Genomic DNA, 21732 nt, shown 5'->3' with positions numbered 1-21732 from the left:
TTTGGATCCAACATGAGCAATGAGCGTCCGTGGCTGGCCAATTACCCGGAAGGCGTTCCGGCACAGATCGACAGCAATCAATACGCCTCGGTGGCCGCCGTCATGGAAGAGGCGTTCGAACGCTTCCGCCAGCGCCCCGCGTTCGCCAACTTCGGCAAAAAGCTCAGTTATGGCCAGATCGATGAAATGAGCGGCCAGTTCGCCGGCTACCTCACCGGCGTGCTCAAGCTCGGCAAGGGCGATCGCATCGCGATCATGATGCCCAACGTGCTGCAGTACCCCATCGCCCTGTTCGGCGCACTGCGCGCCGGCCTGGTGGTGGTCAACACCAACCCGATGTACACCGCGCGCGAACTCAAGCACCAGCTCGAGGACGCCGGCGCCAAGGCCATCGTGGTGCTCGACAATTTCGCCGCGACCTTGCAGCAGGTGGTGGGCGAGACCGAGGTGGAGCACATCGTCACCACCGGCATCGGCGACCTGCTGGGCGCCAAGGGCGCCCTGATCAACTTCGTGCTCAAGCACGTCAAGAAGATGGTGCCGGACTACCACCTGCCCAACGCGCTGCGCTTCCGCGACGCGCTGGCTCAGGGTGCCGCCCATCCGGTGCCGAAGGTGCAGCTCGGCCACGACGATATCGCCTTCCTGCAGTACACCGGTGGCACCACCGGCGTGGCCAAGGGCGCCATGCTCACCCACGGCAACATGGTCGCCAACATGATGCAGGCAGGCGCCTGGATCGGAGGCAATGCCAAGCAGGGCGAAGAGGTCATCATCACTGCGCTGCCGCTGTACCACATCTTTTCGCTCACCGCGAACGGCCTGGTGTTCATGCGCCAGGGCGGCCTGAACTGGCTGATCACCAACCCGCGTGACATGCCCGGCTTCGTCAAGGAACTGAAGAAGTCCGGGTTCACCGCGCTCACCGGCGTCAATACCCTGTTCAACGGCCTGCTCAACACGCCGGGCTTCGCCGAACTCGACTTCTCGCGCCTGCACCTGACCCTGGGCGGCGGCATGGCCGTGCAGCGCGCCGTGGCCGAGCGCTGGAAGAAGGTCACCGGCTGCACCCTGGTCGAAGCTTACGGCCTGACGGAAACCTCGCCGGCCGCATGCATCAACCCGCTGGACCTCAAGGCCTACAACAGCTCGATCGGCCTGCCGATTCCTTCCACGGACGTGGCGATCTGGTCCGAGGACGGCCAGCCGCTTCCGCAGGGTGAGGTGGGTGAGCTGATGGTGCGCGGCCCGCAGGTCATGCGGGGCTACTGGCAGCGTCCGGACGAAACGATCAAGGTGCTTGGCGCCGACGGCTGGCTGCACACCGGCGACATCGCCCGCATGGACGAGAACGGCTACTTCTATATCGTCGACCGCAAGAAGGACATGATCCTGGTGTCCGGCTTCAACGTGTATCCGAACGAAGTCGAGGACGTCGTCATGCAGCATCCGGGCGTGGCCGAGGTCGCCGCGGTCGGCGTCCCGGACGAGCACTCCGGCGAAGTGGTCAAGCTGTTCGTGGTGCGCAAGGACCCGAAGCTGACGGTCGAGGAACTGAAGAAGTTCTGCCACGACAATCTCACCGGCTACAAGCGCCCCAAGATCATCGAGTTCCGCGACTCGCTGCCCAAGAGCAACGTGGGGAAGATCCTGCGCCGCGAACTGCGCGACGAGAAGCGCCCCGCCATCGCCCACGGCTGAGCCTGCCCGGACCGGAAAAGCAGACGCCCGCCTTTTGGCGGGCGTTTTCGTTGGCGCTGGCCGCCGGGCTTATTCGTCGTGCCAGAGCTCGAGGATGTCGGCGTAACCGCCCAGCAGGTTCCACAACGGCACCTGCTTGTCCTCGGGAATCCGCGTGTAGGCAAAGCCGAGGTGGCGCTCCGAGATGCGCGCGACCTGTGCTTCCAGGTGAATATGCAGGTCGTGGCCGAAGATCATGTCCAGGATCCAGCTCTGGCCCACTTCGCCGTGCCAACCCAACGGACGGCGCAGCAGGACTCCCGTCGCCGAGATATCCACCAGCTCGGTGGGATGCGACTCGTCGACACGGCTCATCAGAACCGTAGTCTCGATCCGCATGCGCGCCGGTCGCAATTGCTCCGGGTCGGCGCTGTTCCTGGCGTTGTCTTCCGCTCTGCTCATCCTGCCTCGTCTCCCCGCGCCGGGCGCCCTCGCGCCGCCAGCTTCTTCCTGAACGCACCCCCATCGCCATGATGTGGAGTGTTCCCGCCCAACTTCAATCCTGCCCGCGCGTCCGCAATACACCCGCACGCACCAGGCTCCCCGAGCCAAAACGCGAGTTGATCCTGTCCTGGACCTGGTCGGCCACCCGCTCGCGCGGCGTGGTGCCGAACATGTCCCGCTGCGGTGCCTCGGCAAAGCCGGACAGGCTCACTCCCAACAGGCGCAGACGAGGCTGTCCCTGCTTTTGCCACCAGAATTCTAGCAATCTCCGTGCCACTGCGTGGATCTCGCTGACCGATGCGCTGGGCGTACCCAGCTGGGCCTGCCGGGTATGGGTGACAAACGGCGGCTCGCGCAGTTTCACCGTCACCGTTCGCCCGCTCAGGCCACGATGCCGCGCCTGCGCCGCAATGCGCTCGCAATGGCGCAGCAGCCAGGACTGGGCCAGCGCCAGGTCGGCCACATCCACGTCGAAAGTACGTTCCGCGCCGATGGATTGCTCGACCTGATCGGACTCCACGCGGCGGTCATCTTCGCCGCGCGCGAGTGCCTGCATTGCGCCAGCCTGACGCCCCAGTGCACCGGCCAGACGCAGCGTGTCACATGCTGCCAATTCGCCGATGGTGCGAATGCCCAGTCGATGCAGCGCCTGCTCGGTGACCTTGCCTACCGTCCACAACCGTCCCACCGGCAACGGCGCCAGTTCACCGGCGGCGTTGTGCCGGGTGATGCGGCGGAATCCATCGGGCTTGGAAAGCTCGCATGCCAGCTTGGCCAGCAGCTTGTTCGGGCCCATGCCCACCGAGGCCACCAGCCCGGTGCGCTCGAGAATGCTGTCCTTGATACGGCGTCCGATCACTTCGACCGGACCCAGCAGGCGCAGGCTGGCGCTCACATCCAGGAACGCCTCGTCCAGCGACAAGCCTTCGACCTGCGGAGTCACTTCGTGGAACGCGTTGAACACCTGCGCGGAGACCTCCGCGTAGCGCTCCATGCGAGGCCACAGGTAAATGCCGTCCGGGCACAGCCGCCGGGCCTGGACCGTCGGCATCGCCGAGCGAACCCCGAACCGGCGCGCCTCGTAACTGCAGGTGGACACCACGCCACGTGGGCCCAGGCCACCGACGATCACGGCGGCCCCACGCAACTCGGGCCGGTCGCGCTGCTCCACCGACGCATAGAAGGCGTCCATGTCAACATGGATGATCGAGCGTTCGTCGGGCGGCATGGGCTGCTATTTTGCCGCGAGACGGGATGTTGCGCGCACTGGACTTGCTGCCGTCCAGCGGCTAATCTTGGTCCTGCATGGGTCCAGGAGTGCGCGCACGATCGACCAGGATCGACCGCGACGGCACCCATCCCGATGCACTCAGCCGACCGATTGAAGAGTCAGTGACGCCGGTTTCGTCACGTTCTGGCTTGCGTATTCGTCGTGCCACCGGCACGCCGACATCGCTCAAGGGTCGCTCACGGCCAGCCTGATCGAAACGCCATGCGAGCGATTTCATCATGCATGCCCGTGACGGTGACACCAGGCGCACCGGCGAGGCATCGCGCAGGTTAGCTTTAACGGATTGCCGGCCAGAGGGCGCGATCCGGGCGGGGACATTCCGAAAGCGAATGCCGGTGGGACAGAACATTCCTAACGTGTTGAACGCAACGCAAGCCGTCGTGGGCGGCCAAACGACATGTATTGATGAGCACTGAGCCAGTCGAGCCTCAGGCGGTCGCAGCACCGCAGGACGCGTTTGCGTCGGTACCACAACAGCAGGAAATGCCGCTGGCCATCGTGCGTGGCGAGCCGATGCTGCAGATGCCGCAGGACCTGTACATCCCGCCGGATGCGCTTGAGGTCATCCTGGAGGCGTTCGAAGGGCCGCTGGATCTGCTGCTGTACCTGATCCGACGGCAGAACCTGGACATTCTCGACATCCCTGTCGCCGAGATCACCCGGCAGTACATGGATTACATCGAGATGATGCGCGATGTGATGCGCCTGGAGCTGGCGGCCGAGTACCTGCTGATGGCCGCCATCCTCGGCGAAATCAAGTCGCGGCTGCTGCTGCCGCGGCCGCCGGCCGAGGAAGGCGTGGAGGAGGATCCTCGCGCCGAGCTGGTCAGGCGCTTGCAGGAGTACGAGCGCTTCAAGCGGGCCGCCGAGGACATCGATGCCCTGCCCCGCATGGAACGCGACCTGGCCCCGGCCCATGCCGAGGTCGGCGAGCGCAACGTGATCAAGCTGCCGCCGCCGCTGGACCTGAAGGAACTGCTGCTGGCGCTCAAGGACGTATTGCACCGCGCCGAACTGTTTGGGCACCACGCCATCAAGCGTGAGGCACTCAGCGTTCGCCAGCGCATGGGCGAGCTGCTGAGCAGGCTGGACGACCACCGTTTCCAGCGCTTCGAAACGCTGTTTGACGTGAGCGAAGGACGCCTGGGCGTGGTGGTGACCTTCCTGGCCATGCTGGAGCTGGCCAAGGAGATGCTGGTGGAGATCGTGCAGGAAGAATCCCTGGGACCGATCTACGTAAGAGCCAAGACGGGCAGCGCCGAAGAACCCGTCGAAGAACCCATCGCCGACGAACCGGCCGCTGCCGCCGAATAACGGCAACAGCAATCCGGCGCCCCCAATGAATCCGCACCCGACCTGAGACCATGCAGATCGAGCAACTCAAACCCATCATCGAGGCGGCGCTGCTGGCGACCACGCAGCCGATGACCATCCCCCAGCTGCTGGACCTGTTCAGCGAAGAGGACGAGGTCGGCCGCGAAGAAGTGGCCAGGGCGCTCGAAGCGCTGGCCGAGGATTGCACCGGCCGCGGCGTGGAGCTGCACGAAGTGGCGTCCGGGTTCCGCTACCAGGTGCGCCAGGAAGTGCATCCGTGGATCTCGCGGATGTGGACGGAAAAGCCCAGCCGCTACTCGCGTGCGCTGCTGGAGACGCTGGCCCTGATCGCCTATCGCCAGCCCATCACCCGTCCCGAGATCGAGCAGATCCGCGGCGTGGTGGTCTCATCCAACATCATCAAGACCATGGAAGAGCGCGAATGGATCCGCGTGGTCGGATATCGCGACGTCCCCGGCAAGCCCGCCCTGTTCGGAACCACGCGCGCGTTCCTCGACTACTTCAACCTGAAGTCGCTGGACGAGCTGCCGCCACTGTCCGAAATCCGCGACATGGAAGATCCGCAGATGCGCATCGACCAGGAGCCCCTGCCCGCCCGCATCGTGCGTGACCTGCCGATCGACCCGGACGAAGACGAAGAAACCCTGGTGGTCGCCGGCGGGGAAGCCCCGGCAGCCATCGACGAAAGCCACGACGAGCCGGCCGAGCCCGGCGAGGAAGCCGAGGCGCCCGGACAGGCGATCACCGAAGCCCCCACTGACGAACAAACGCTGGCGATGGAAGTCGCCGCCATTTCCGAACCCGGCGCTGCATCGCACGCCGAGGTACCGACTGACACTGCCGATGAGGCAGCGACCCGCGCGGACGCCACCGATGGCGACGCCACGCAAGACACTGAGGAGTACCGCGCATGACTGCGCCGCAGAAATCCGTATTGACCCTTAAGCGCACGCCGCGCGACGAAGCCGCCGCGGCGCTCGAGGAACGCCTGCACAAGGTGCTGGCCAACGCAGGCCTTGGCTCGCGCCGCATGCTCGAGCAGCGCATCCAGGCCGGCGAAGTGGAATTGAACGGCGCGCCTGCCGGCATTGGCGCCAGCGTCCATGCGGGCGACCGCGTGGTGCTGGACGGCAAGCAGTTCGTCGTCGCCACCGACAACCGCGACGAGACCGAAGTGCTGGTGTTCCACAAGCCCGAAGGCGTGGTGACCACGCGCGAAGACCCCGAGGGCCGCCCGACCGTGTTCGAGCAGCTGCCGCGCCTGAAGGGTGCGCGCTGGGTCGCCGTGGGCCGCCTGGACATCAACACCACCGGCCTGCTGCTGCTTACCACCGACGGCGAACTGGCCAATGCGCTGATGCACCCCAAGAGCGGGCTCGAGCGCGAATACCTGTGCCGCGTGCACGGCGAAGTTCCCGACGAAATGATCGAGAAGCTCAAGGCCGGCGTGGAACTGGAAGACGGCCCCGCGCGCTTCGACGAAATTGCCGTGATCAGCCGCGGCGGCAGCCACAGCTGGTTCCGCGTGGTGATCCGCGAGGGTCGCAACCGCGAAGTGCGCCGCCTGTGGGATTCGCAGGGTTTCCTGGTCAGCCGCCTCAAGCGCATCCGCTATGGCAGCGTCGAGCTGCCGCGCACCCTGCGCCGTGGCGACTGCGAGAACCTTGGCGAGGAAGCGGTCAAGGAGCTGCGCAAGTCCACCGGCCTTGGCGCCCCGCAGCCGGTGCTCACCCTGAGCCCTGTGCTGCACCAGCGTCGTGCGCCGCGCAATGTCACCGAGTATCGCCCCGAACGTGGCGCTACCGGCGGCTGGAGCAGCGCGCACCAGGACGAGGCGCGCGAGTTGCGTGCGTATGACCGCATCCGCGAAGAACCGACGCGTGGCAAGCAGCGCCGTCGTCCCGGCGGCAAGGAAGTGAATGGCAACGTCGCCCGTCCGGAACGCTCGGGCAATGCCATGCCGCGCAAGAACAAGCGCAGCGTCGCTCCCGGCCAGGAGCTGCCGTCGGTGCGCACCTGGTTCGCCGGCGAAAGCCGCGAGGGCGGCCGCGGCGGTGCGGCCACGGGTGCCGGCAATCGCCGTGGCCCCGGGGGCGGCGCCAAGCCGTTTGGCGCACGCTCGGCGGAAGGCGGCAAGCCGTTCGGCGGTCGCGCCGAAGGGCGCAGCAACACGCCTTATGGCGGCTTCGGCGGCGGCAACGCCGGTGGCAACCGCGGCGGCAAGCCCGGTGGGCGCCCCGGCCAGGGCGAGGGGCAAGCGCAGGGTCAGGGTGCTCGCCCGCAAGGTCGTGGCGGCAACCGCCCGCAGGGCCATGGCGGCGGTGGTCGTCCGCACGGTGGCGGCGCAGGCGGCGGTCGCCCGCAGGGCGGCGGCGGGCGCGGCGGCAATCGCCACGGTAATCGCTGAGGCTGCTCGCGCCCATGACGGTACGCATCTACCACAACAGTCGCTGCTCGAAGTCGCGCGCCACGCTGGAGTTGCTCGAGGCACGAGGCGAAGCGTGCGAGGTGGTCAACTACCTCGACACGCCGCCGAGTTCGGCCGAGCTGACGCAGTTGCTGGACATGCTCGGCATGACGCCGCGCGAACTGATGCGCAAGGGTGAGCCCGAATACGCCGAACTGGGCCTGGACAATCCCGCGCTGGACGACACCACGCTGATTGCCGCACTGGTCAGCCATCCGCGGCTGCTGGAGCGTCCGATCGTGGTGGCCAACGGCAAGGCCGCCATCGGGCGGCCGCCGGAAGCGGTGCTGTCGATCCTGTAATGCCCTCTCCCGGCAGGGAGAGGACGCCATGCGTCAGACGTCCAGCGTAAAGCGATCGGCATCCATCCACGCGGGGAAGCGTTCGCGATGGGCCAGCAGCGGCGCCGGATCCAGCGTCACCGTGACCACTTGTTCCTGCGTGCCGAGTTCCAGCAACGGCTCGCCCACCGGATCGAGCACGGCGCTGTCGCCGGCGTAAGGCAGTTCGTTGCCGTCCACGCCGACGCGATTGAGGCCGACCACGTAGCTGAGGTTCTCGATGGCGCGGGCGCGCAGCAAGGTGCGCCATGGCTGCCGGCGCGGCGCCGGCCAGTTCGCCACGAAGATGGCGAGGTCGTAGTCCATGCCGCCGCCCGCCTGCTCGCGACGGCCATTGCGCAGCCACACCGGAAAGCGCAGGTCGTAGCAGACCTGCGGCAGGATGCGCCAACCCTTGAGCTCGACGATCAGGCGTTCGTTGCCGCCGCCGTAGCGCGTATGCTCGCCGGACATGCGGAACAGGTGCCGCTTGTCGTATTGCGCGTAGCTGCCGTCCGGGCGTGCCCAGATCAGGCGGTTGTAGACGACCCCTTCCTCGCGAATCGCCAGGCTGCCGCAGAGCACGGCATCCACCTCGCCGGCCAGCGCGCGCATCCACGCCACGCCTTCGCCATCCATCGTCTCGGCGCTGGCGCGCGTGTCGTTGCTGAAGCCGGACAGGAAAGTTTCCGGCAGCACCACCAGGTCGGTCTGGCCGGCAACGCGACGGACCAGCTCGCCGTAATAGGCCCGATTGGCCGGCGCGTCATGCCAGCGCGTGGCGCCCTGCACCAGGCTCACTTTCAGAGTTTGCATAGACGCTCCGCGGCAGCCTCCATGGTGGCATCGCTCTTGGCGAAGCACAGGCGCAACAAGTGCGTTCCGGGCGCCGTCTCATGGAACGGCGTGAGCGGGATCGCGGCCACGCCGCCTTCCTTGACCAGCCACTCGCAGAAGGCGACGTCGTCCTTGTTGCTGATGGCCGAATAGTCGACCAGCTGGAAATAGCCGCCCGGCACGTCCAGCAGCCTGAATCGCGAGGGCCTGATCAGTTCGCGGAATCGATCGCGCTTGGCCTGGTAGAACGCCGGCAGTTCAAGGTAATGCCCCGGCGCGCTCGCCATGAATTCGGCAAACGCTACCTGCGCCGGGTGGAAGGTGCAGAAGGTGAGGTACTGATGCACCTTGCGAAACTCCGCCGAGAGCGCCCTGGGCGCCACGGCGTAGCCGAGTTTCCAGCCCGTGCAGTGATAGGTCTTGCCGAACGACGACACCACGAAACTGCGGTCGGCCAGTTCCGGATGTCGCAGCACGCTTTCGTGCTGGGCGCCGTCATACACGATGTGCTCGTACACCTCGTCGGAAAGCACGACGATTTCGGTATCGCGCACGATGGTCGCCAGCTCCTCCAGGTCGGCCGCCGACAGCACCGCGCCCGTGGGATTGTGCGGGCTATTGATGAGGATCATGCGCGTCTTTGGCGTCACCGCGTCGCGCACGCGCTGCCAGTCGACCGCAAACGTGGGCGCCACCAGCGGAATATGCACCGCACGCGCGCCCTGAAGCTCGATGGCCGGCTCGTAACTGTCGTAGGCAGGATCGAACACGATCACTTCGTCGCCCGCGCGCACGACCGCGGCGATGGCGGCAAACAAGGCCTCGGTCGCGCCCGATGTGACCGTGACGTCGGTATCGGCGCTGATGCGACGGCCGTACATGCGCTCGGTCTTGATCGCGATCTGCTCGCGCAGCGTGGGCAGGCCGATGCCCGGCGCATACTGGTTGCGACCTTCCGCCATCGCACGGGCAATGGCGTCGCGCAGCGGCTGCGGCGGCTCGAAATCCGGAAAGCCCTGCCCCAGATTCACGGCCTTGTGCTCCAGCGCGAGCTGGCTCATGACGCTGAAGATGGTGGTACCGACTTTGGGAAGCTTCGTATCGATCTGCATGATCCGGATGTCTGGATGGCTAAATGGGTGGGATGCTAGCACGCGTGGCGCCGGCGGGCTGCCGAAGTCAGACGTACTTGGCGCATTGCTCGTGCTTCTCGCGCACGGTGCCCGGCAGCTTCTCGGCCAGGAAATCCACGAACGCGCGCACGCCCGGCAACAGGCCGCGGCGACTGGGATAAACGAAGTGCATGGTGCCCTGGGGCACGCTCCACTCGGGCAGCACGACCTCCAGTTCGCCGCGCGCAATGGCCGGCCCGCACACGAACTCGGGCAGCAGGGTGACTCCGATGCCGCGCTTGGCGCACTCGAGCAACGCGGCGAAATCGCCGCAAATCAGCCGGGGCTGGATATCCACCACCACGCGCTCCCCTTGCGCGTCGAGCAGCTCCCAGCTTTGCGCCCCCTCGTGTTCGCTCATGGTCAGCGCGGGCAATTGGGACAGGTCGGACGGCACCTTGGGATGCCCATGCTGCTTGAGCAGGTCGGGACTGGCCACGGGAAGCACGCGCGACTGACCAAACGTGCGCACGACCAGGGTGGCGTCGGTATCGAGCTTGCTGCGCACGCGGATGGCCACGTCGAAGCCTTCGCCGATGACATCGACGCGGCGGTCGGTGGCCTGCAGGCGGACCTGCATCTTCGGGTGCTGCGTGAGGAACTCCGGCAGCATGTGGCCCACCACGCTCTGCACCAGCGACACCGGGCAACTCACGCGCACCACGCCACGCGGCTCGGAGCGCAGTTCATCGACCGCTTCCTGCGCCGCCCTCGCCTCTTCCAGCACGGCGCGGCAGTGCCCATAGAAGCGCTCACCCACCTCGGTCACCACGAAGCGGCGCGTGGTTCGCTGCAGGAGGCGCACGCCCAGGCGTTCTTCCAACTGGGCGATGCGCTTGCTCAGGCGCGACTTGGGAATGCCCAGCGCGCGTCCCGCCGAGGAAAAGCCTCCGTGCTCCACCACCGCGGCGAAGAAGTACAGGTCATTCAGATCCTGCAGGGCGCCGTCCAACACCGTCATGGTCGTTTCCTCTTGGGAACAATACGTTCAAGTTTACCCGTCTTATCAGCACATTGTCCGATGGGTACCTTAGCGCTGTCGCCGGTCGACCCGGCCCGTCACTGAGGAAATGCCATGAAATTGCTGCATCTCGACGCCAGCGCCCTGGGTAGTCACTCTGTTTCGCGTGGGCTGACCGCTGCCATCGTAGCCCAACTTACCGGTAACGCGGCGGGTACGGACGTCATCTACCACGATCTCGTCGCCAATCCGCTCCCCCACTGGACCCCGGTGGCGGATGCCAATGACCCTGCCACGGTCCTCGGCAGCCAGATGCTGGAAGAGTTCCTCGCCGCCGACGTGGTGGTGGTCGGTGCGCCGATGTACAACTTCTCGATTCCCAGCCAGCTCAAGGCCTGGATCGACCGCATCACCGTCGCGGGCAAGTCGTTCCACTACACCGCCAACGGCCCGGAAGGTCTGGCCAAGGGCAAGCGCGTGATCATCGCCTCGTCCCGCGGCGGCGTGTACAGCGAAGGCAGTGCGGCTGCACCGATGGATTTCCAGGAAACCTACCTGCGCGTCCTGTTCGGCTTCCTTGGCGTGACCGACATCGAGTTCGTGCGCGCCGAAGGCGTGGCGATCAGCGAAGACAACAAGGCCGAGTCGCTCAAGACGGCGCACGCCGCGATCGGCGTGGTCACCCGCAAGGCCGCCTGAGGCACTCCGCTGCCCCTCCCCGCCGGGGCGAGGCAGCGAAACCGGACCAACGCCGCGCGTCACTGCGCGGCGTTTTTCTTTTCGGCGTGGTAGACCGCCTTGCCGTCCACCCAGGTGCTGAGTGGCTTGAGGTCCGCGATCTGTCGCTGGGGCACCGTCATCAGGTCGCCATCCAGCAGCACGAAGTCGGCACGCAGTCCCGGCCTGAGCATGCCGACCTCGTTTTCCATGAAGGCGGCGTAGGCCGCGCCACGGGTGAAGCCCGCCAGCGCCTGGATGCGACTGACCCGCTGGTCCGGCAACCAGCCGCCGGGCGGCTGGCCCTTGAGGTCCTGGCGCGTGACGGCCGCATAGATGCCCAGCATCGGGTTGACCTGTTCGACCGGGAAATCGGAACCGAAGGCCAGCGGCACGCGCTCATGGATAAACCGTTGCCACGCATACGCCCCCTTGAGTCGCTCGGGCCCCAGTCGCTGCTCTGCCCACGGCATGTCCGAGGTGGCGTGGGTGGGCTGCATGGAAGCAATGATGCGCACCTGCGCGAAGCGTGGAATATCGTCAAGCGCCACGATCTGCGCATGCTCGACGCGCCAGCGGTGGTCGCTGTCCGCACCCTCGCCAAGCACGGACTGGTACGTATCGAGCACCATCCGGTTGCCACGGTCGCCAATGGCGTGCGTCGCCACCTGCACATGGCAGCGGTGCGCCTTGTCGACCGCGCTGCGATACGCATCGGGCGACGTCACGAAGATGCCGCGGTTGCCGTGATCGTCGTTGTAATCGGCCAGCAGGGCAGCGCCGCGGCTGCCAAGCGCACCGTCCATGTACAACTTCACCGTGCGCATCTGCAGGCGGCCGGCCGCGTCCGCCCAGTGCCCGCCCTGCGTGCACAACCAGTCGAGCGCCGCGTGGTTGCCGTCGGCCATTTCATACAGGCGCAGCGGAAGCTCGCCAGCCGCGGCCATTTCCTGCAGCACCTTGAAGTCATCCAGGCTGACGCCCGGATCGTGCACGCCGGTCAGGCCTGCCGCCACGGCATCGGCGAAAGCCGCCTTGTACGCCTCGCGGGTTTGTTCGTGCGTCAGCGGCGGCACGGCATTGGCGACCAGGCCTTGCGCACCGTCCACCAGCACGCCGCTGGCCTTCTTGCCCACGCGCATGATGCGCCCGCCGTCCGGCTGCCAGTCGCCGTCGAGCGGTTTGGCGGCATGCTTCATCGCGGCGGAGTTGACCCAGCTGGCGTGGCCATCGATGCGCTCCAGCAGCACCGGACGATCGGGAAACGCCGCATCGAGGTCGGCGGCGGTCGGAAACTGCTTGCCCGCCCAGCGGTTCTGGTCCCAGCCGCGACCGACGAGCCAGGCGTCCCTGGGCAATCTGGCCGCCGCTGCCTTCAGCCGTTCAAGGATCTCGGCTTTCGACGAGGCACCCACCAGGTCCACCTGGATATGGGTCATGCCCAGGCCGAGCATGTGGCCGTGCGCATCGATCAGTCCGGGAATCACCGTGGCACCCCCGGCGTCCACCTTGGTGGCATCCGGATAGCGCTTTTGCAGGTCGGCGGTATCACCTACGGCGAGCAGGCGGCCATCGTCCTTCCACGCCAGCGCGGTGGCCTCGGGGCGCTCTGGGTCCATCGTGTGGACATGTGCGTTGACGAGTAACGAGGTCGCCTGCAAGGGCAGCGCCGCAAGGGCGAGCAAGACGACGGAGGAACAGCGGGGCAACAGGCGCATGGGCGGACCCTGACCGAAAGGTCCCGCGACTTTGCCTAGCCTGGCCGCTTTCGACAAGCCGCCATGCAACACGATGGGGTCGCCCTCCCGGCGCCCCTCGGGCCCCGGCGTGTCCTTACGCCGCCGCGACCAGCGGCATGAGCGGACGGGCGAATTGCGCCAGCCGGATGGTGGATTCCGGGCCAGGCATTTCCACGCACACGGGGCGACCCGAGCGCTGGTGTTCGTCATGCGCCACTTCGCGTGCAAGGCGGATGGCCGGCGTCAGCCGCAGGTCACTGAACAACGACAGACCACTACGGCACACCGACCACTGCCCCTGGGCGGTTTGCTTGAGCGAATAGGTGACCATGTTCCGACCCTGTGAGGAAGAGAAAGCACTCGCACCGCTTGAAGTAGTGGGAGCAAGGCTCACCACGAGGCCCTTGCCGGGCCCATCGAGCATGCACTCGTTCAACTGAGGCGCATATCGGCGCAGCACTGGGTGTTCCGTAGGAAAGCGACTACACCAGCGCGCCCCACCGGCCAGCCCGCATGACGGCTTGCCGTCCGCTTCACGCCGCCTGCATCGACGCTTGCCCTCGCTTAACCGCATGCAAGCGGAGCCTGAACCGGCCCATCCATCACACAGCGGCGCGTCATCGGTGATTAACCGCCATGCCCGCAATTTCGGGGCACCCGGGACGGAGCCATGCCTGATGCCCCATAAAGCAGAAGATCCCCAACGCCGGATGATGCACGCCTTCGACGAACTGGTTCACCTCTATCGCCTGCTGGAGCGCGAAAACGACATGCTTCGCGAGCAGTTGCGCCGGCACTCCGCGGGCGAATTGCAGATACGCGAAACCGAAAGGAGGATGTCTGACCTTCGCGGGCATCGGCCACAGGTCACCCATGACCGCCTGCGCGAACTTCTGACGTCGGACTCGTTCTAGCGTGGGCGGCGCGCAACCCCTTCACTGGCGCTCCACGGCAAGGCCGATCTGCTCCGGATACCCTCGCCCGCGACGCGACAGCTGGTGCACCGGACCATGAAGACGCCTGTCATCGATGGTATTGCCATCACGCACGCCGAACGGATGGTCTATCCGGACGACGGCATTACCAGGCAGGAAGTGGCCGATTACTACGCCGCCATCATGGATCGCTTCCTGCCGCAGGTCGAAGGACGCCCCACCTCGGTCCTGCGCTTTCCGGAAGGCATCGGGCAGCCGGGCTTTTTCCAGAAACATCCCATGCAAGGGCTACGGCACGTGCACTCGATTCGCCTGGTGGAGGCCGACGGTGGCCATGGCGACTACCTGTGCCCGCGCGACGCGCGCGCGGTGATCGAACTGGTGCAGTTCGGCGCGCTCGAATTCCATCCCTGGGCGGCCCGGGCCGATGCGCTGGATGAGGCCGACTACCTGGTGTTCGACCTGGACCCGGCTGTCGATGTGGCGTGGACCACGGTCGTGGCGGCGGCCAGGATGATCGACAAGAAACTCGCGGCCATCGGCTTGCGAAGCTTCGTTCGCACCAGCGGCGGCAAGGGCCTGCACGTGGTCGTGCCCTTGCACTCGTCCTGCGGCTGGAACGATGCCGGGCAATTCGCGCATGCCTTCGCCCGGCAACTGGCAGGCGAGCAGCCGGACGCCTTCACCTCCACCGCGTCGAAGCATGGGCGCGCGGGCCGGATCTTCATCGACTACCTGCGCAACAGCCGCGGAGCCACCAGCGTGGCCTCCTATTCGCTGCGAGGTCGTGCAGGCGCACCCGTGGCCATGCCGTTGCGCTGGAGCGAACTGGGCCGGAGCAGCGGTGGCGACCACTACACACTACGCCCGGCGCGGCGGCGGCTGGCACGGCAAGCGAGTGATCCCTGGGAAGGCTTTGTCGACATGCGCCAGGATCTTCGCGAGGCGGCGCAGCGACTGGGCAAGTGACCTGCCGGAGTCCGCGCGCGACGGCGCGCCATCGCTCCTATCGCACCGGCGTCTCAATGCGGCCGAGTACCGCCGAGACAAAATACTGGTCTTGCAGGCCACGCTTCACCGCGTCGACGAGCTCCTCGCCGGCAGAAGCCTTGAGCACATAACCCCTGCCGATGGAGAGCGCCGCACGTACCAGCGACGGGTCATCGTGCACCGTGATGAAAATGACCGGGAGCCCCGGAAACTCGCGCAAGATTTCCCGGGCGGCCTGCATGCCGTCCATGCCGGGCATGCTGATGTCCGTGACGACGACATCCGGATGCAGGCGCCTGGCCGCCTTGATCAGTGCCTCGCCGTGCCCCACCACGGCAAGCACGTCGAATTCCTCGCTCAGCAGCTCGCGTATCTGCTCGGCGACGGGAGGATGATCCTCGGCCAGGATGACGGTTGCGCGAGCCACGATGCTCCCCGGAAACCGGAAGACTTCCGATGGGGAGCATCCCCGATCGCAAGCTCTTCCGCCACCGAAAGAGAACCCAATTATGGCTACGTAAAACTACCCGTTCCGGGTCCCGAAGCGGTCCTGCCGCTTCAGAACAGCAAGCCGAGGTCCTCGGCGCGCCGCACCAGCTCCAGCGTGGAATGCACGCCGAGCACCTGCATCATGGTGTACTTGTGGGCCTCGACGGTGCGCACCGACAGGCCAAGCTGCAGGGCAATCTGCTTGGAGCGCAGGCCTGACCCCACCAGTCGCAGCACCTGGATCTGCTTGGAGGTCAGGTTCTGCACATCCATCAGCTGGCCGCTGATGTAGCGCGCGCCCAGCGCCGGCGTCACGTAGGTTCCACCCGCCATGACCTGCTGCGCCGCCGAGCGAAGGTCCTCGCCGGCGGAATTCTTCACGATGTAGCCGCTCGCTCCCGCGCGCAGGGCGGCGACCGCAAGCGCCGGCTCGATATGCATGGTCAGGAACACGAACCGGGTGTCGTAGCCAGCCTGGCGGAGCCGCTTGAGCGCGTCCATGCCATTGCACTTGGGCATGTTGATGTCGGCCACCACCAGATCCGGGGCGAACTGCCGAACCGCGTCGACCAGCGCCTCGCCGTCCGCCACGATATCGAGCAGGTCGAAATCATCGTCGAGAATGTGCTGGATGCCTTCGGCCACCATGCGGTGGTCATCGGCAATGATCAGGCTTGGCCGCGTGGCGGCGCGAATGGTCCTAGCGGAATGCATATGCATAGTTCAGTCCCTTTCCCCAAGGTCGAATTCAGCCGATAGCTGCCCCCCAGCAGCTTCGTGCGTTCATCGATGCTCAACAGCCCGAGCCCGCGGTGCCCCTCTTCCTGCGCGGCAAATCCTCTTCCATCGTCCGTGATGGTGAGGTCCACGGATTCGTCGCCCAGCGATAACGCCACTTCGATCCGTTTCGCATCCGCGTGCCTGATCGCGTTGCTCAGCGCCTCCTGCGTCACGCGGTACAGGCACAGCGAAATATCTTCGGAGAGATCCGTGGCCTGCGGCGACACGCGCAGTTCGATCGCCGGGCCGTGCCGCTGCCGTTGCGCCTGGCACAGGCCGGCCAGCGCGGCCGTGAGGCCGGTCTGGCTCAACATGCTGGGATGAAGATCATGTGAAAGATGACGCACGTCTTCGGAGAGCTCGATGAGGTCGTTCTGCAGCTGGCTCACGTCCTGCTTGTTGCACTCCTCCACCTTGCGTCGCAACGCGCTCAGGCGGATCGACGCCACCGCCAGGCGCTGATTGATGTCGTCGTGCAGATCGCGTGCGATGCGGGCCCGTTCCTGTTCCTGCGCGACGATCAGGCGCCCGGCCAGTTCGCGCACCTCGGTGCTGGACATGGACAAGGCCCGCTGCGTCGCACGGCGCTGTTCCACCAGCGCTGCGAGGAACAGCGATGCCGTGGCCATGCCGAGCATCCACAATTGCACGCTGATCGCGGTGGGTTCGGCAGCCGGCTGGGCGAACGGGCCCTCGTGCGCCAGGCTGAGTTCGATGGCCATGCCACCCACCACGAGGTTCACGATGCTTGTTCCCGGGATCTGCGCACGCAAGGCGACATAGATGGCCAATGGCACCGGCGCCATCACCATCAGCGGACGCAAGGTGTCGACGCCACCCAGTTCGCGCCAGGCCACCCACAGCAACAGCAGCGCTACCGTCGTCGTCAGCAGCATGTTCCAGTTGGGCAGCGCGTCGTGCCGCAACGATGAACCGGGGTTGGCCAGGCTGACGATCGCGGGCGTCAGCAGGGCGTAGCCGAGCGCATCGGCCAGGGCGATGTGCATCCAGCTTGGCGAGAGCCAGCCAGGACCGGGCAGCACCCTGGTCAGCTGCGTCATCACCACCGACGTGGCGACCGGCAGCAGCAGCACCGCGACGAGCAGGAAGCTGACCAGGCGCGGGAAGTCTTCGATGGCGCGATCCCGGCGGAAGCTTCCCAGCAGCAGCGCCGCCAGGTTGATCAGCATCAGCACCAGCAGGGTCATCAGCACCGTGCCCGGCATGGGCTGCTGCCACGCTGCTGCCAGTGCCAGCAGGCCGACCAGCCAGCCGGCGCCATAGGCAAACCAGTAGCGCCGCGGCTCGCACAGCAGCGAGGCCAGCAGCAGCGGACCGGGCAGCCAGATCATCTGCGCGTCGCCCTGATGGTTCCACAGGCTGAGCGACACCCAATGCGACACCAGAGCGGCCAGGAACATGCAAACGCCGCGCAGCACATGCGGCCAGGCCCCGCCCGTGTCGTTCCGGCTCATGACTCCCTCATTCGGCGCGGTGTATGGCGTCTGCCCCGGGGAGTCGGCCCCATTGTTGCAACAGCGGCTTCCACGGCCGTGACCGACTCCCCAGTCGCCGCTGATTTCCACACGAAAGACGTCATGTCTTCGTGACGGCTTGCGTAGTTCTACGCAGAACCCGTCTCAGGGACCGCTAAACCCATCGGTATTTTTACTGGAATTTTTTGAGTGAAAGTTCGCTTACGGGAACCGGCCCGAGGCACCAAGCTGGCGCCACGGCGTGATGCCATGCACGAGCGACCGGCAACCGTGGCACCGACGGTTGCCGAGCCTGCGCCCGCTCACGGCATGCCACGGCAACCACACGCAACCGGGACGACTGGCGAGGCCTGACGGGACATTTCGCTCGGACATGAAAACGACCGGCACAAGGGGCAACAAAAGCACGCGCAGGCTTCGGGTGCTGCTCGCCGACGAGCATCGCTGCGTTGCCGAGGGACTGGCCGGCCTGCTGGCCAAGCAGACCGGCTCGGTCACCCTGGTGCATGACGGTGAGGCCTTGATGCGCGTGGCGCTCAGCGGCGAGGTCGACCTGCTGATCACCGATATCGCCCTCGCTCCGTTCAGTGCCCTGCACGCACTGCAGCGGCTGCGCCGACAAGGCTGCCAGGTCCCCGCCATCGTGCTGTCCACCCATAGCGAACCACTCATCGTGCGTGAAGCCATGCAGATGGGCGCCAACGGCTATGTACTCAAACAGTCCAGCAGCAGCGAACTGTATGCCGCCATCGAAGAAGTGGTCGCCGGCAACCAGTTCATCAGCCCGCACCTGATGGCGACGCTGCTGCAGGCGCCCGAAGCCACCCAGCGGCTCACGCGCCGACAGCGCGATGTCATCGCGTGCATGGCCAGGGGACAGCGCACCACGGAAATCGCGACCGAGCTGGGCATTTCGGTGCGCACCGTGGAAAGCCATCGCCAGGCCCTGCTCGGCCTGCTCGGGGTGCACAGCGGCGTGGCGCTCATCCGCGAGGCCGAACGGCTTGGCCTGATCGCGTTCGCACCTTACGGAACCGACGAGACGACGGAGAGCTCTTGACCCTGCATGGACGCCAACCAGGCAGCCCGCTGCTCCCTTCCATTCGCTTTTGCAGGAGTACCACAATGAGCACGCCATCCCTTCGTTGCATCGTGTTTGCCGGCAGTCTCATGGCCGTCGCTGCCTCTGCGCAGCAGCTGCCTGCCGCGTATCCCGCCAATGGGCAGAACAGCAGCCAGCAACAGTCCGACCAGAACGCCTGCATGTCATGGGCACAGACCAACGCCCCGGTGCAGGCCGCCCCGCCGCCGCAGACCGGTCCGGCCGTGGGTGGCGGCCAGCGTGCCAGCGGCGCGGTGCGTGGCGCGGCAGCGGGCGCCGTGATTGGTGGCGTGGCCAATGACGATGCCGGCCATGGGGCCGCGGTTGGCGCGGCGGCAGGTGTGGTGGCCGGCGGCGTGCGCGCACGCTCGCAGCGGCGCGAGCAGAACGCCGCAGCGGCCAACGCGCAGACACAGAACAGCGCGGCCTACAGCCAGGCCTATGCTGCCTGCATGAAGGGCAAGGGCTATTCCGTCAACTGATCCCCTGCCAACGGGGCGCGAGGCGTCATCGCCTTGCGCCCCGTGCGGCATGCCGGATCATTCCGTCGGCTTGACTTCGTTCCAGCTGCTGTCGGGATCGAACAGCTTCATCGCCTTTGCCGCGGCCTCGCCATTCTTGCCTAGGTCTTTCTCGAAGATCTCGCCGTCGTGGCTGATCATGAAGGTCATCACGCCGGTTTCGCCGTAGGTCACCGGCCACGCCACCAGCGCGAATCCAACGGTCATGCGGCCGCCCACGATGTAGTTATAGGCGCCGCCGGGCGCGGACGGTCCCTGCGCGGTGAGGATGCGGTAACGGTATCCGTGATAACCCTCACCCGGCGTCGGGTCGTTGAACTTGGGACCCAGCGGACTTTCCGGCTCGTCGCCGCTCACCGGCCAATACAGTCCATCGTGCTTGCCGGGACTGCTGATGAGGCGCTGCGCGTACTGCAGCACCTTGTCGCCGTCACGATCCGCCGTGGCGTAGTCGCGCTGCGCATCGTAATAGGCCAGCATGGCCTGCTCGGTCGCCAGTTCATTGGCGCCGATGCGACGCGTGCGGATCTCTTCCTTGGCGGCGGCCATGTCGAAGTGCCAGCCGGCGCCTCCCTTGACGATCGGGATGGGCAGCACCCAGTTGTCCTTGCCGACATCCAGATGGGCCCGGCCACTGTCGTCGTCGATGCGATGACCCTCGTCATAGCGCTGCAGGAAGTGATCGACGTCCTCTCGCGGAATGCCTTCCACGGGTATGTAGTCTTTCCAGTGGGCACCCAGCACCGTCGCCAGCGCCCCCTGGTCATTGTCGCGGATGGCTTTCACCAACGCGCTCGCCGCCGCGTCGGCGGTCGGATAGCTGGCCTCCTGTGCCACCGCGGCGGCGGACAGCATCCATCCGCTCGTCCACACCAGGCCAAGAAACCACGTGCGTGCCTTGGACGTGTTGTTCATGGTCAGGCTCCTACTCGACGACGGCCGCCACCGCCGCCCCGACTGGGCGCAGGACGGGACATCTGGTGACCGCCCGAACGCCCGCCGCCGCCGCTACTGCGATTGGTGTTCATGGATCGCTGGCTTGCCTGGCCGCGATTGGCCTGCGAGCGCGCATTGCCGGGCGACTGCATGCCACTGAACGCGTTGTCGCGTGGCGCCGCGGACGGCCGCGAGTTGCCACCCGCGTTGCCGTAGCCGCCGCCCTGGCGGTTGCCGCCGGCCGCGCCCTGCCGGTTGCCTTCGCGATTGCCTGCGCCAGCCCCACCCTGGCGATTGCCCCCACCCTCGAAACCCTGGCCTCCGCCCTGGCGATTGCCGGCACCGGCACCGCCTCCGGGCCGATTCTGCCCTGCGCCCGACTGCCCCGCCGAGCGCCGCGCGACGTCCGACGCCCCGCCCTGCGTGCTGCGATCGAAGCTCTGCATCGCCCGCTGGCGGTTGGCATCGCCGGCCCCTTCGCGACCACGATAACCTTGCCGCTGCTGTGCACCACCCACGCCATTGTCGAAGCGCTGGCGGCTGCCGGAGTCGCGATACGGCGTGCCGCGACGATTGGACGGGTTGTGGTTCCAGCCGACATTGCCGTTGCCGCTGATGCGGTTGCTGGTGTTGATGTTGTTGTAGCGGTTGACGTTGATGTTGACGTTGTTGCTGCCCCAGTTGCAGCCACCCCAGAGGGAGTTCACCGCGGCAATGCCCACGCCGAAGGCCAGGCCGGCGGCGAGGCCCGATGCCACCGGGTATGCATAGCCCACCGGTGGCGGCCAATACGTCGGCGGGTAGGCGGGATAGGGCCAGGCGCCGTAGACCACCGTGGGGTTGTACGACGGCACGTAGACGACCTCGGGATTGGCCGGCTGGATCTCGATGATGGTCGGGCTGGCGGCGGTTGAACCGGCCGGCGCCTGCTGCACGACCACCTTCTGTTGCTCGGTCGACTTGAGGTTGCCCGCTTTCTGCGCTTGCGCGCGCAGGCGTTGCACCGAATTCATCACATCATCGGGCTGCGCCAGGAAGGCATCACCCATGTTCTGTACCCAGTCCGGGTGTTGCTTCATCTGCGCCAGCACCTGCGGGAAAGCGACCAGTGATTGCACGCTGGGATCCCACGACTGGCTGGATACCTGCTTGACCGCAGCGTCACCCTGCGCCTTGGGATTGGCCGCGGACCAGGTCGCCGCTTCCGCCACGTCGCCGGGATAGGTCGTCGCCATGAAGATCTGCGACAGCAATGCATCCGGATACAACGCGACAGGTGCCAGCATCTGGTCCAGCTGCTGGTTGTCGAAAATCTTCTGGCTGCCCTGCGCAGCCTGCGTTGCACCCTGCGCACCCTGCGCACCCTGCGCACTCTGCGCATGTGCCGCGCCCGCCATCCACGCAGGCAGCAATGCGAGACAGAGCACGCAGCATCGCCAGAACCCACCTCGCCTGATCGT

22 protein-coding genes are annotated in these 21732 nt (G+C 66.4%); 10 read left to right on the top strand and 12 right to left on the bottom strand.

What is annotated here, in order from left to right; all coding sequences use genetic code 11:
- The first annotated feature begins 12 nt into the window (after nt 1–12).
- Nucleotides 13–1701: an AMP-binding protein gene (locus ACXU4B_RS02920; RefSeq protein WP_131407609.1), complete on the top strand. Its 1689-nt coding sequence runs from the start codon at nt 13–15 to the stop codon at nt 1699–1701.
- Nucleotides 1702–1770: 69 nt separating this feature from the next.
- Here the strand turns inward: ACXU4B_RS02920 and ACXU4B_RS02915 are convergent, their stop codons facing one another.
- Nucleotides 1771–2142 (bottom strand): PilZ domain-containing protein, encoded by a 372-nt coding sequence (locus ACXU4B_RS02915; protein ID WP_131407607.1) that lies wholly within the window; start codon nt 2140–2142, stop codon nt 1771–1773.
- Nucleotides 2143–2236: 94 nt separating this feature from the next.
- Nucleotides 2237–3412 carry a DNA polymerase IV gene (dinB, locus tag ACXU4B_RS02910; protein WP_131407605.1) on the bottom strand — a complete coding sequence of 392 codons (1176 nt, stop codon included), beginning with the start codon at nt 3410–3412 and terminating at the stop codon, nt 2237–2239.
- Nucleotides 3413–3880: 468 nt separating this feature from the next.
- On the opposite strand from dinB, the gene ACXU4B_RS02905 reads away from it, so the two are divergent.
- Genes ACXU4B_RS02905 through arsC form a run of 4 tightly spaced genes read left to right on the top strand, consistent with a single transcriptional unit; the run spans nt 3881 to nt 7579 of the window.
- The gene (locus ACXU4B_RS02905) at nt 3881–4789 is read left to right on the top strand and encodes a segregation and condensation protein A (protein ID WP_131407603.1); all 909 of its coding nucleotides are present in this window, start codon (nt 3881–3883) and stop codon (nt 4787–4789) included.
- A 50-nt stretch (nt 4790–4839) separates the two neighbouring features.
- The gene (scpB, locus tag ACXU4B_RS02900) at nt 4840–5724 is read left to right on the top strand and encodes an SMC-Scp complex subunit ScpB (RefSeq protein ID WP_131407601.1); all 885 of its coding nucleotides are present in this window, start codon (nt 4840–4842) and stop codon (nt 5722–5724) included.
- On the top strand, nt 5721–7217 hold the full coding sequence (locus ACXU4B_RS02895) for a pseudouridine synthase (protein WP_131407599.1): 1497 nt from the start codon (nt 5721–5723) through the stop codon (nt 7215–7217). The genes scpB and ACXU4B_RS02895 overlap by 4 nt, the downstream gene beginning before the upstream one ends.
- Before the next feature lie 14 nt (nt 7218–7231).
- A complete protein-coding gene (gene arsC, locus ACXU4B_RS02890; RefSeq protein WP_131407597.1) occupies nt 7232–7579 on the top strand; it encodes an arsenate reductase (glutaredoxin) in 348 nt (115 codons plus the stop codon).
- A gap of 33 nt (nt 7580–7612) precedes the next feature.
- Here arsC and ACXU4B_RS02885 read toward each other — a convergent pair whose 3' ends face one another.
- The 3 genes from ACXU4B_RS02885 to ACXU4B_RS02875 form a co-directional block, all read right to left on the bottom strand.
- Complete coding sequence (locus ACXU4B_RS02885; protein ID WP_131407595.1) at nt 7613–8413, bottom strand: amidohydrolase; 801 nt, start codon at nt 8411–8413, stop codon at nt 7613–7615.
- Complete coding sequence (locus tag ACXU4B_RS02880) at nt 8401–9546, bottom strand: pyridoxal phosphate-dependent aminotransferase (protein ID WP_131407593.1); 1146 nt, start codon at nt 9544–9546, stop codon at nt 8401–8403. The genes ACXU4B_RS02885 and ACXU4B_RS02880 overlap by 13 nt, the downstream gene beginning before the upstream one ends.
- Nucleotides 9547–9613: 67 nt before the next feature.
- The gene (locus tag ACXU4B_RS02875; RefSeq protein WP_131407591.1) at nt 9614–10567 is read right to left on the bottom strand and encodes a LysR substrate-binding domain-containing protein; all 954 of its coding nucleotides are present in this window, start codon (nt 10565–10567) and stop codon (nt 9614–9616) included.
- 114 nt (nt 10568–10681) lie between these two features.
- Here ACXU4B_RS02875 and ACXU4B_RS02870 point away from each other — a divergent pair, with 114 nt between their 5' ends.
- Nucleotides 10682–11266 (top strand): FMN-dependent NADH-azoreductase, encoded by a 585-nt coding sequence (locus ACXU4B_RS02870; protein WP_131407589.1) that lies wholly within the window; start codon nt 10682–10684, stop codon nt 11264–11266.
- Nucleotides 11267–11325: 59 nt separating this feature from the next.
- On the opposite strand, the gene ACXU4B_RS02865 is transcribed toward ACXU4B_RS02870, so the two are convergent.
- Together ACXU4B_RS02865 and ACXU4B_RS02860 are read right to left on the bottom strand one after the other, a co-directional pair.
- The gene (locus ACXU4B_RS02865) at nt 11326–13002 is read right to left on the bottom strand and encodes an amidohydrolase (RefSeq protein WP_131407587.1); all 1677 of its coding nucleotides are present in this window, start codon (nt 13000–13002) and stop codon (nt 11326–11328) included.
- A gap of 115 nt (nt 13003–13117) precedes the next feature.
- Entirely contained in the window at nt 13118–13354 is a 237-nt protein-coding gene (locus tag ACXU4B_RS02860) for a hypothetical protein (protein ID WP_131407585.1), read from the bottom strand.
- Between the two features lie 346 nt (nt 13355–13700).
- Between ACXU4B_RS02860 and ACXU4B_RS02855 the strand changes: the two genes are divergently transcribed.
- Together ACXU4B_RS02855 and ligD are read left to right on the top strand one after the other, a co-directional pair.
- Entirely contained in the window at nt 13701–13937 is a 237-nt protein-coding gene (locus ACXU4B_RS02855; protein ID WP_458910829.1) for a hypothetical protein, read from the top strand.
- A gap of 96 nt (nt 13938–14033) precedes the next feature.
- Nucleotides 14034–14927: a non-homologous end-joining DNA ligase gene (ligD, locus tag ACXU4B_RS02850; RefSeq protein WP_240733991.1), complete on the top strand. Its 894-nt coding sequence runs from the start codon at nt 14034–14036 to the stop codon at nt 14925–14927.
- A gap of 37 nt (nt 14928–14964) precedes the next feature.
- Here ligD and ACXU4B_RS02845 read toward each other — a convergent pair whose 3' ends face one another.
- The 3 genes from ACXU4B_RS02845 to ACXU4B_RS02835 form a co-directional block, all read right to left on the bottom strand.
- Nucleotides 14965–15375: a response regulator gene (locus ACXU4B_RS02845; protein WP_165583124.1), complete on the bottom strand. Its 411-nt coding sequence runs from the start codon at nt 15373–15375 to the stop codon at nt 14965–14967.
- A gap of 131 nt (nt 15376–15506) precedes the next feature.
- A complete protein-coding gene (locus tag ACXU4B_RS02840) occupies nt 15507–16157 on the bottom strand; it encodes a response regulator (RefSeq protein WP_458910828.1) in 651 nt (216 codons plus the stop codon).
- The gene (locus ACXU4B_RS02835) at nt 16106–17692 is read right to left on the bottom strand and encodes a sensor histidine kinase (RefSeq protein ID WP_131407576.1); all 1587 of its coding nucleotides are present in this window, start codon (nt 17690–17692) and stop codon (nt 16106–16108) included. The genes ACXU4B_RS02840 and ACXU4B_RS02835 overlap by 52 nt, the downstream gene beginning before the upstream one ends.
- Nucleotides 17693–18134: 442 nt before the next feature.
- On the opposite strand from ACXU4B_RS02835, the gene ACXU4B_RS02830 reads away from it, so the two are divergent.
- Both ACXU4B_RS02830 and ACXU4B_RS02825 read left to right on the top strand, forming a co-directional pair.
- Nucleotides 18135–18773 (top strand): response regulator, encoded by a 639-nt coding sequence (locus ACXU4B_RS02830; protein WP_165583123.1) that lies wholly within the window; start codon nt 18135–18137, stop codon nt 18771–18773.
- A 65-nt stretch (nt 18774–18838) separates the two neighbouring features.
- On the top strand, nt 18839–19297 hold the full coding sequence (locus ACXU4B_RS02825) for a glycine zipper domain-containing protein (protein ID WP_131407572.1): 459 nt from the start codon (nt 18839–18841) through the stop codon (nt 19295–19297).
- A 57-nt stretch (nt 19298–19354) separates the two neighbouring features.
- Here the strand turns inward: ACXU4B_RS02825 and ACXU4B_RS02820 are convergent, their stop codons facing one another.
- The gene (locus tag ACXU4B_RS02820; protein ID WP_131407570.1) at nt 19355–20251 is read right to left on the bottom strand and encodes a DUF2950 domain-containing protein; all 897 of its coding nucleotides are present in this window, start codon (nt 20249–20251) and stop codon (nt 19355–19357) included.
- Between the two features lie 2 nt (nt 20252–20253).
- Complete coding sequence (locus ACXU4B_RS02815; RefSeq protein WP_458910827.1) at nt 20254–21699, bottom strand: DUF3300 domain-containing protein; 1446 nt, start codon at nt 21697–21699, stop codon at nt 20254–20256.
- Nucleotides 21700–21732 lie beyond the last annotated feature (33 nt).

The sequence above is a fragment of the Dyella soli genome, assembly GCF_054482295.1.
Note: the sequence above shows the minus strand (reverse complement) of the source record. Positions and strands in the feature narration are given on the sequence as shown.

Bases quoted from the DNA above. Each gene is read 5' to 3' on its own strand.
- ACXU4B_RS02920 (WP_131407609.1), top strand. From the start codon at position 13: ATGAGCAATGAGCGTCCGTGGCTGGCCAATTACCCGGAAGGCGTTCCG.
- ACXU4B_RS02915 (WP_131407607.1), bottom strand. From the start codon at position 2,142: ATGAGCAGAGCGGAAGACAACGCCAGGAACAGCGCCGACCCGGAGCAA.
- dinB (WP_131407605.1), bottom strand. From the start codon at position 3,412: ATGCCGCCCGACGAACGCTCGATCATCCATGTTGACATGGACGCCTTC.
- ACXU4B_RS02905 (WP_131407603.1), top strand. From the start codon at position 3,881: ATGAGCACTGAGCCAGTCGAGCCTCAGGCGGTCGCAGCACCGCAGGAC.
- scpB (WP_131407601.1), top strand. From the start codon at position 4,840: ATGCAGATCGAGCAACTCAAACCCATCATCGAGGCGGCGCTGCTGGCG.
- ACXU4B_RS02895 (WP_131407599.1), top strand. From the start codon at position 5,721: ATGACTGCGCCGCAGAAATCCGTATTGACCCTTAAGCGCACGCCGCGC.
- arsC (WP_131407597.1), top strand. From the start codon at position 7,232: ATGACGGTACGCATCTACCACAACAGTCGCTGCTCGAAGTCGCGCGCC.
- ACXU4B_RS02885 (WP_131407595.1), bottom strand. From the start codon at position 8,413: ATGCAAACTCTGAAAGTGAGCCTGGTGCAGGGCGCCACGCGCTGGCAT.
- ACXU4B_RS02880 (WP_131407593.1), bottom strand. From the start codon at position 9,546: ATGCAGATCGATACGAAGCTTCCCAAAGTCGGTACCACCATCTTCAGC.
- ACXU4B_RS02875 (WP_131407591.1), bottom strand. From the start codon at position 10,567: ATGACGGTGTTGGACGGCGCCCTGCAGGATCTGAATGACCTGTACTTC.
- ACXU4B_RS02870 (WP_131407589.1), top strand. From the start codon at position 10,682: ATGAAATTGCTGCATCTCGACGCCAGCGCCCTGGGTAGTCACTCTGTT.
- ACXU4B_RS02865 (WP_131407587.1), bottom strand. From the start codon at position 13,002: ATGCGCCTGTTGCCCCGCTGTTCCTCCGTCGTCTTGCTCGCCCTTGCG.
- ACXU4B_RS02860 (WP_131407585.1), bottom strand. From the start codon at position 13,354: ATGGTCACCTATTCGCTCAAGCAAACCGCCCAGGGGCAGTGGTCGGTG.
- ACXU4B_RS02855 (WP_458910829.1), top strand. From the start codon at position 13,701: ATGCCCCATAAAGCAGAAGATCCCCAACGCCGGATGATGCACGCCTTC.
- ligD (WP_240733991.1), top strand. From the start codon at position 14,034: ATGAAGACGCCTGTCATCGATGGTATTGCCATCACGCACGCCGAACGG.
- ACXU4B_RS02840 (WP_458910828.1), bottom strand. From the start codon at position 16,157: ATGCATATGCATTCCGCTAGGACCATTCGCGCCGCCACGCGGCCAAGC.
- ACXU4B_RS02835 (WP_131407576.1), bottom strand. From the start codon at position 17,692: ATGAGCCGGAACGACACGGGCGGGGCCTGGCCGCATGTGCTGCGCGGC.
- ACXU4B_RS02825 (WP_131407572.1), top strand. From the start codon at position 18,839: ATGAGCACGCCATCCCTTCGTTGCATCGTGTTTGCCGGCAGTCTCATG.
- ACXU4B_RS02820 (WP_131407570.1), bottom strand. From the start codon at position 20,251: ATGAACAACACGTCCAAGGCACGCACGTGGTTTCTTGGCCTGGTGTGG.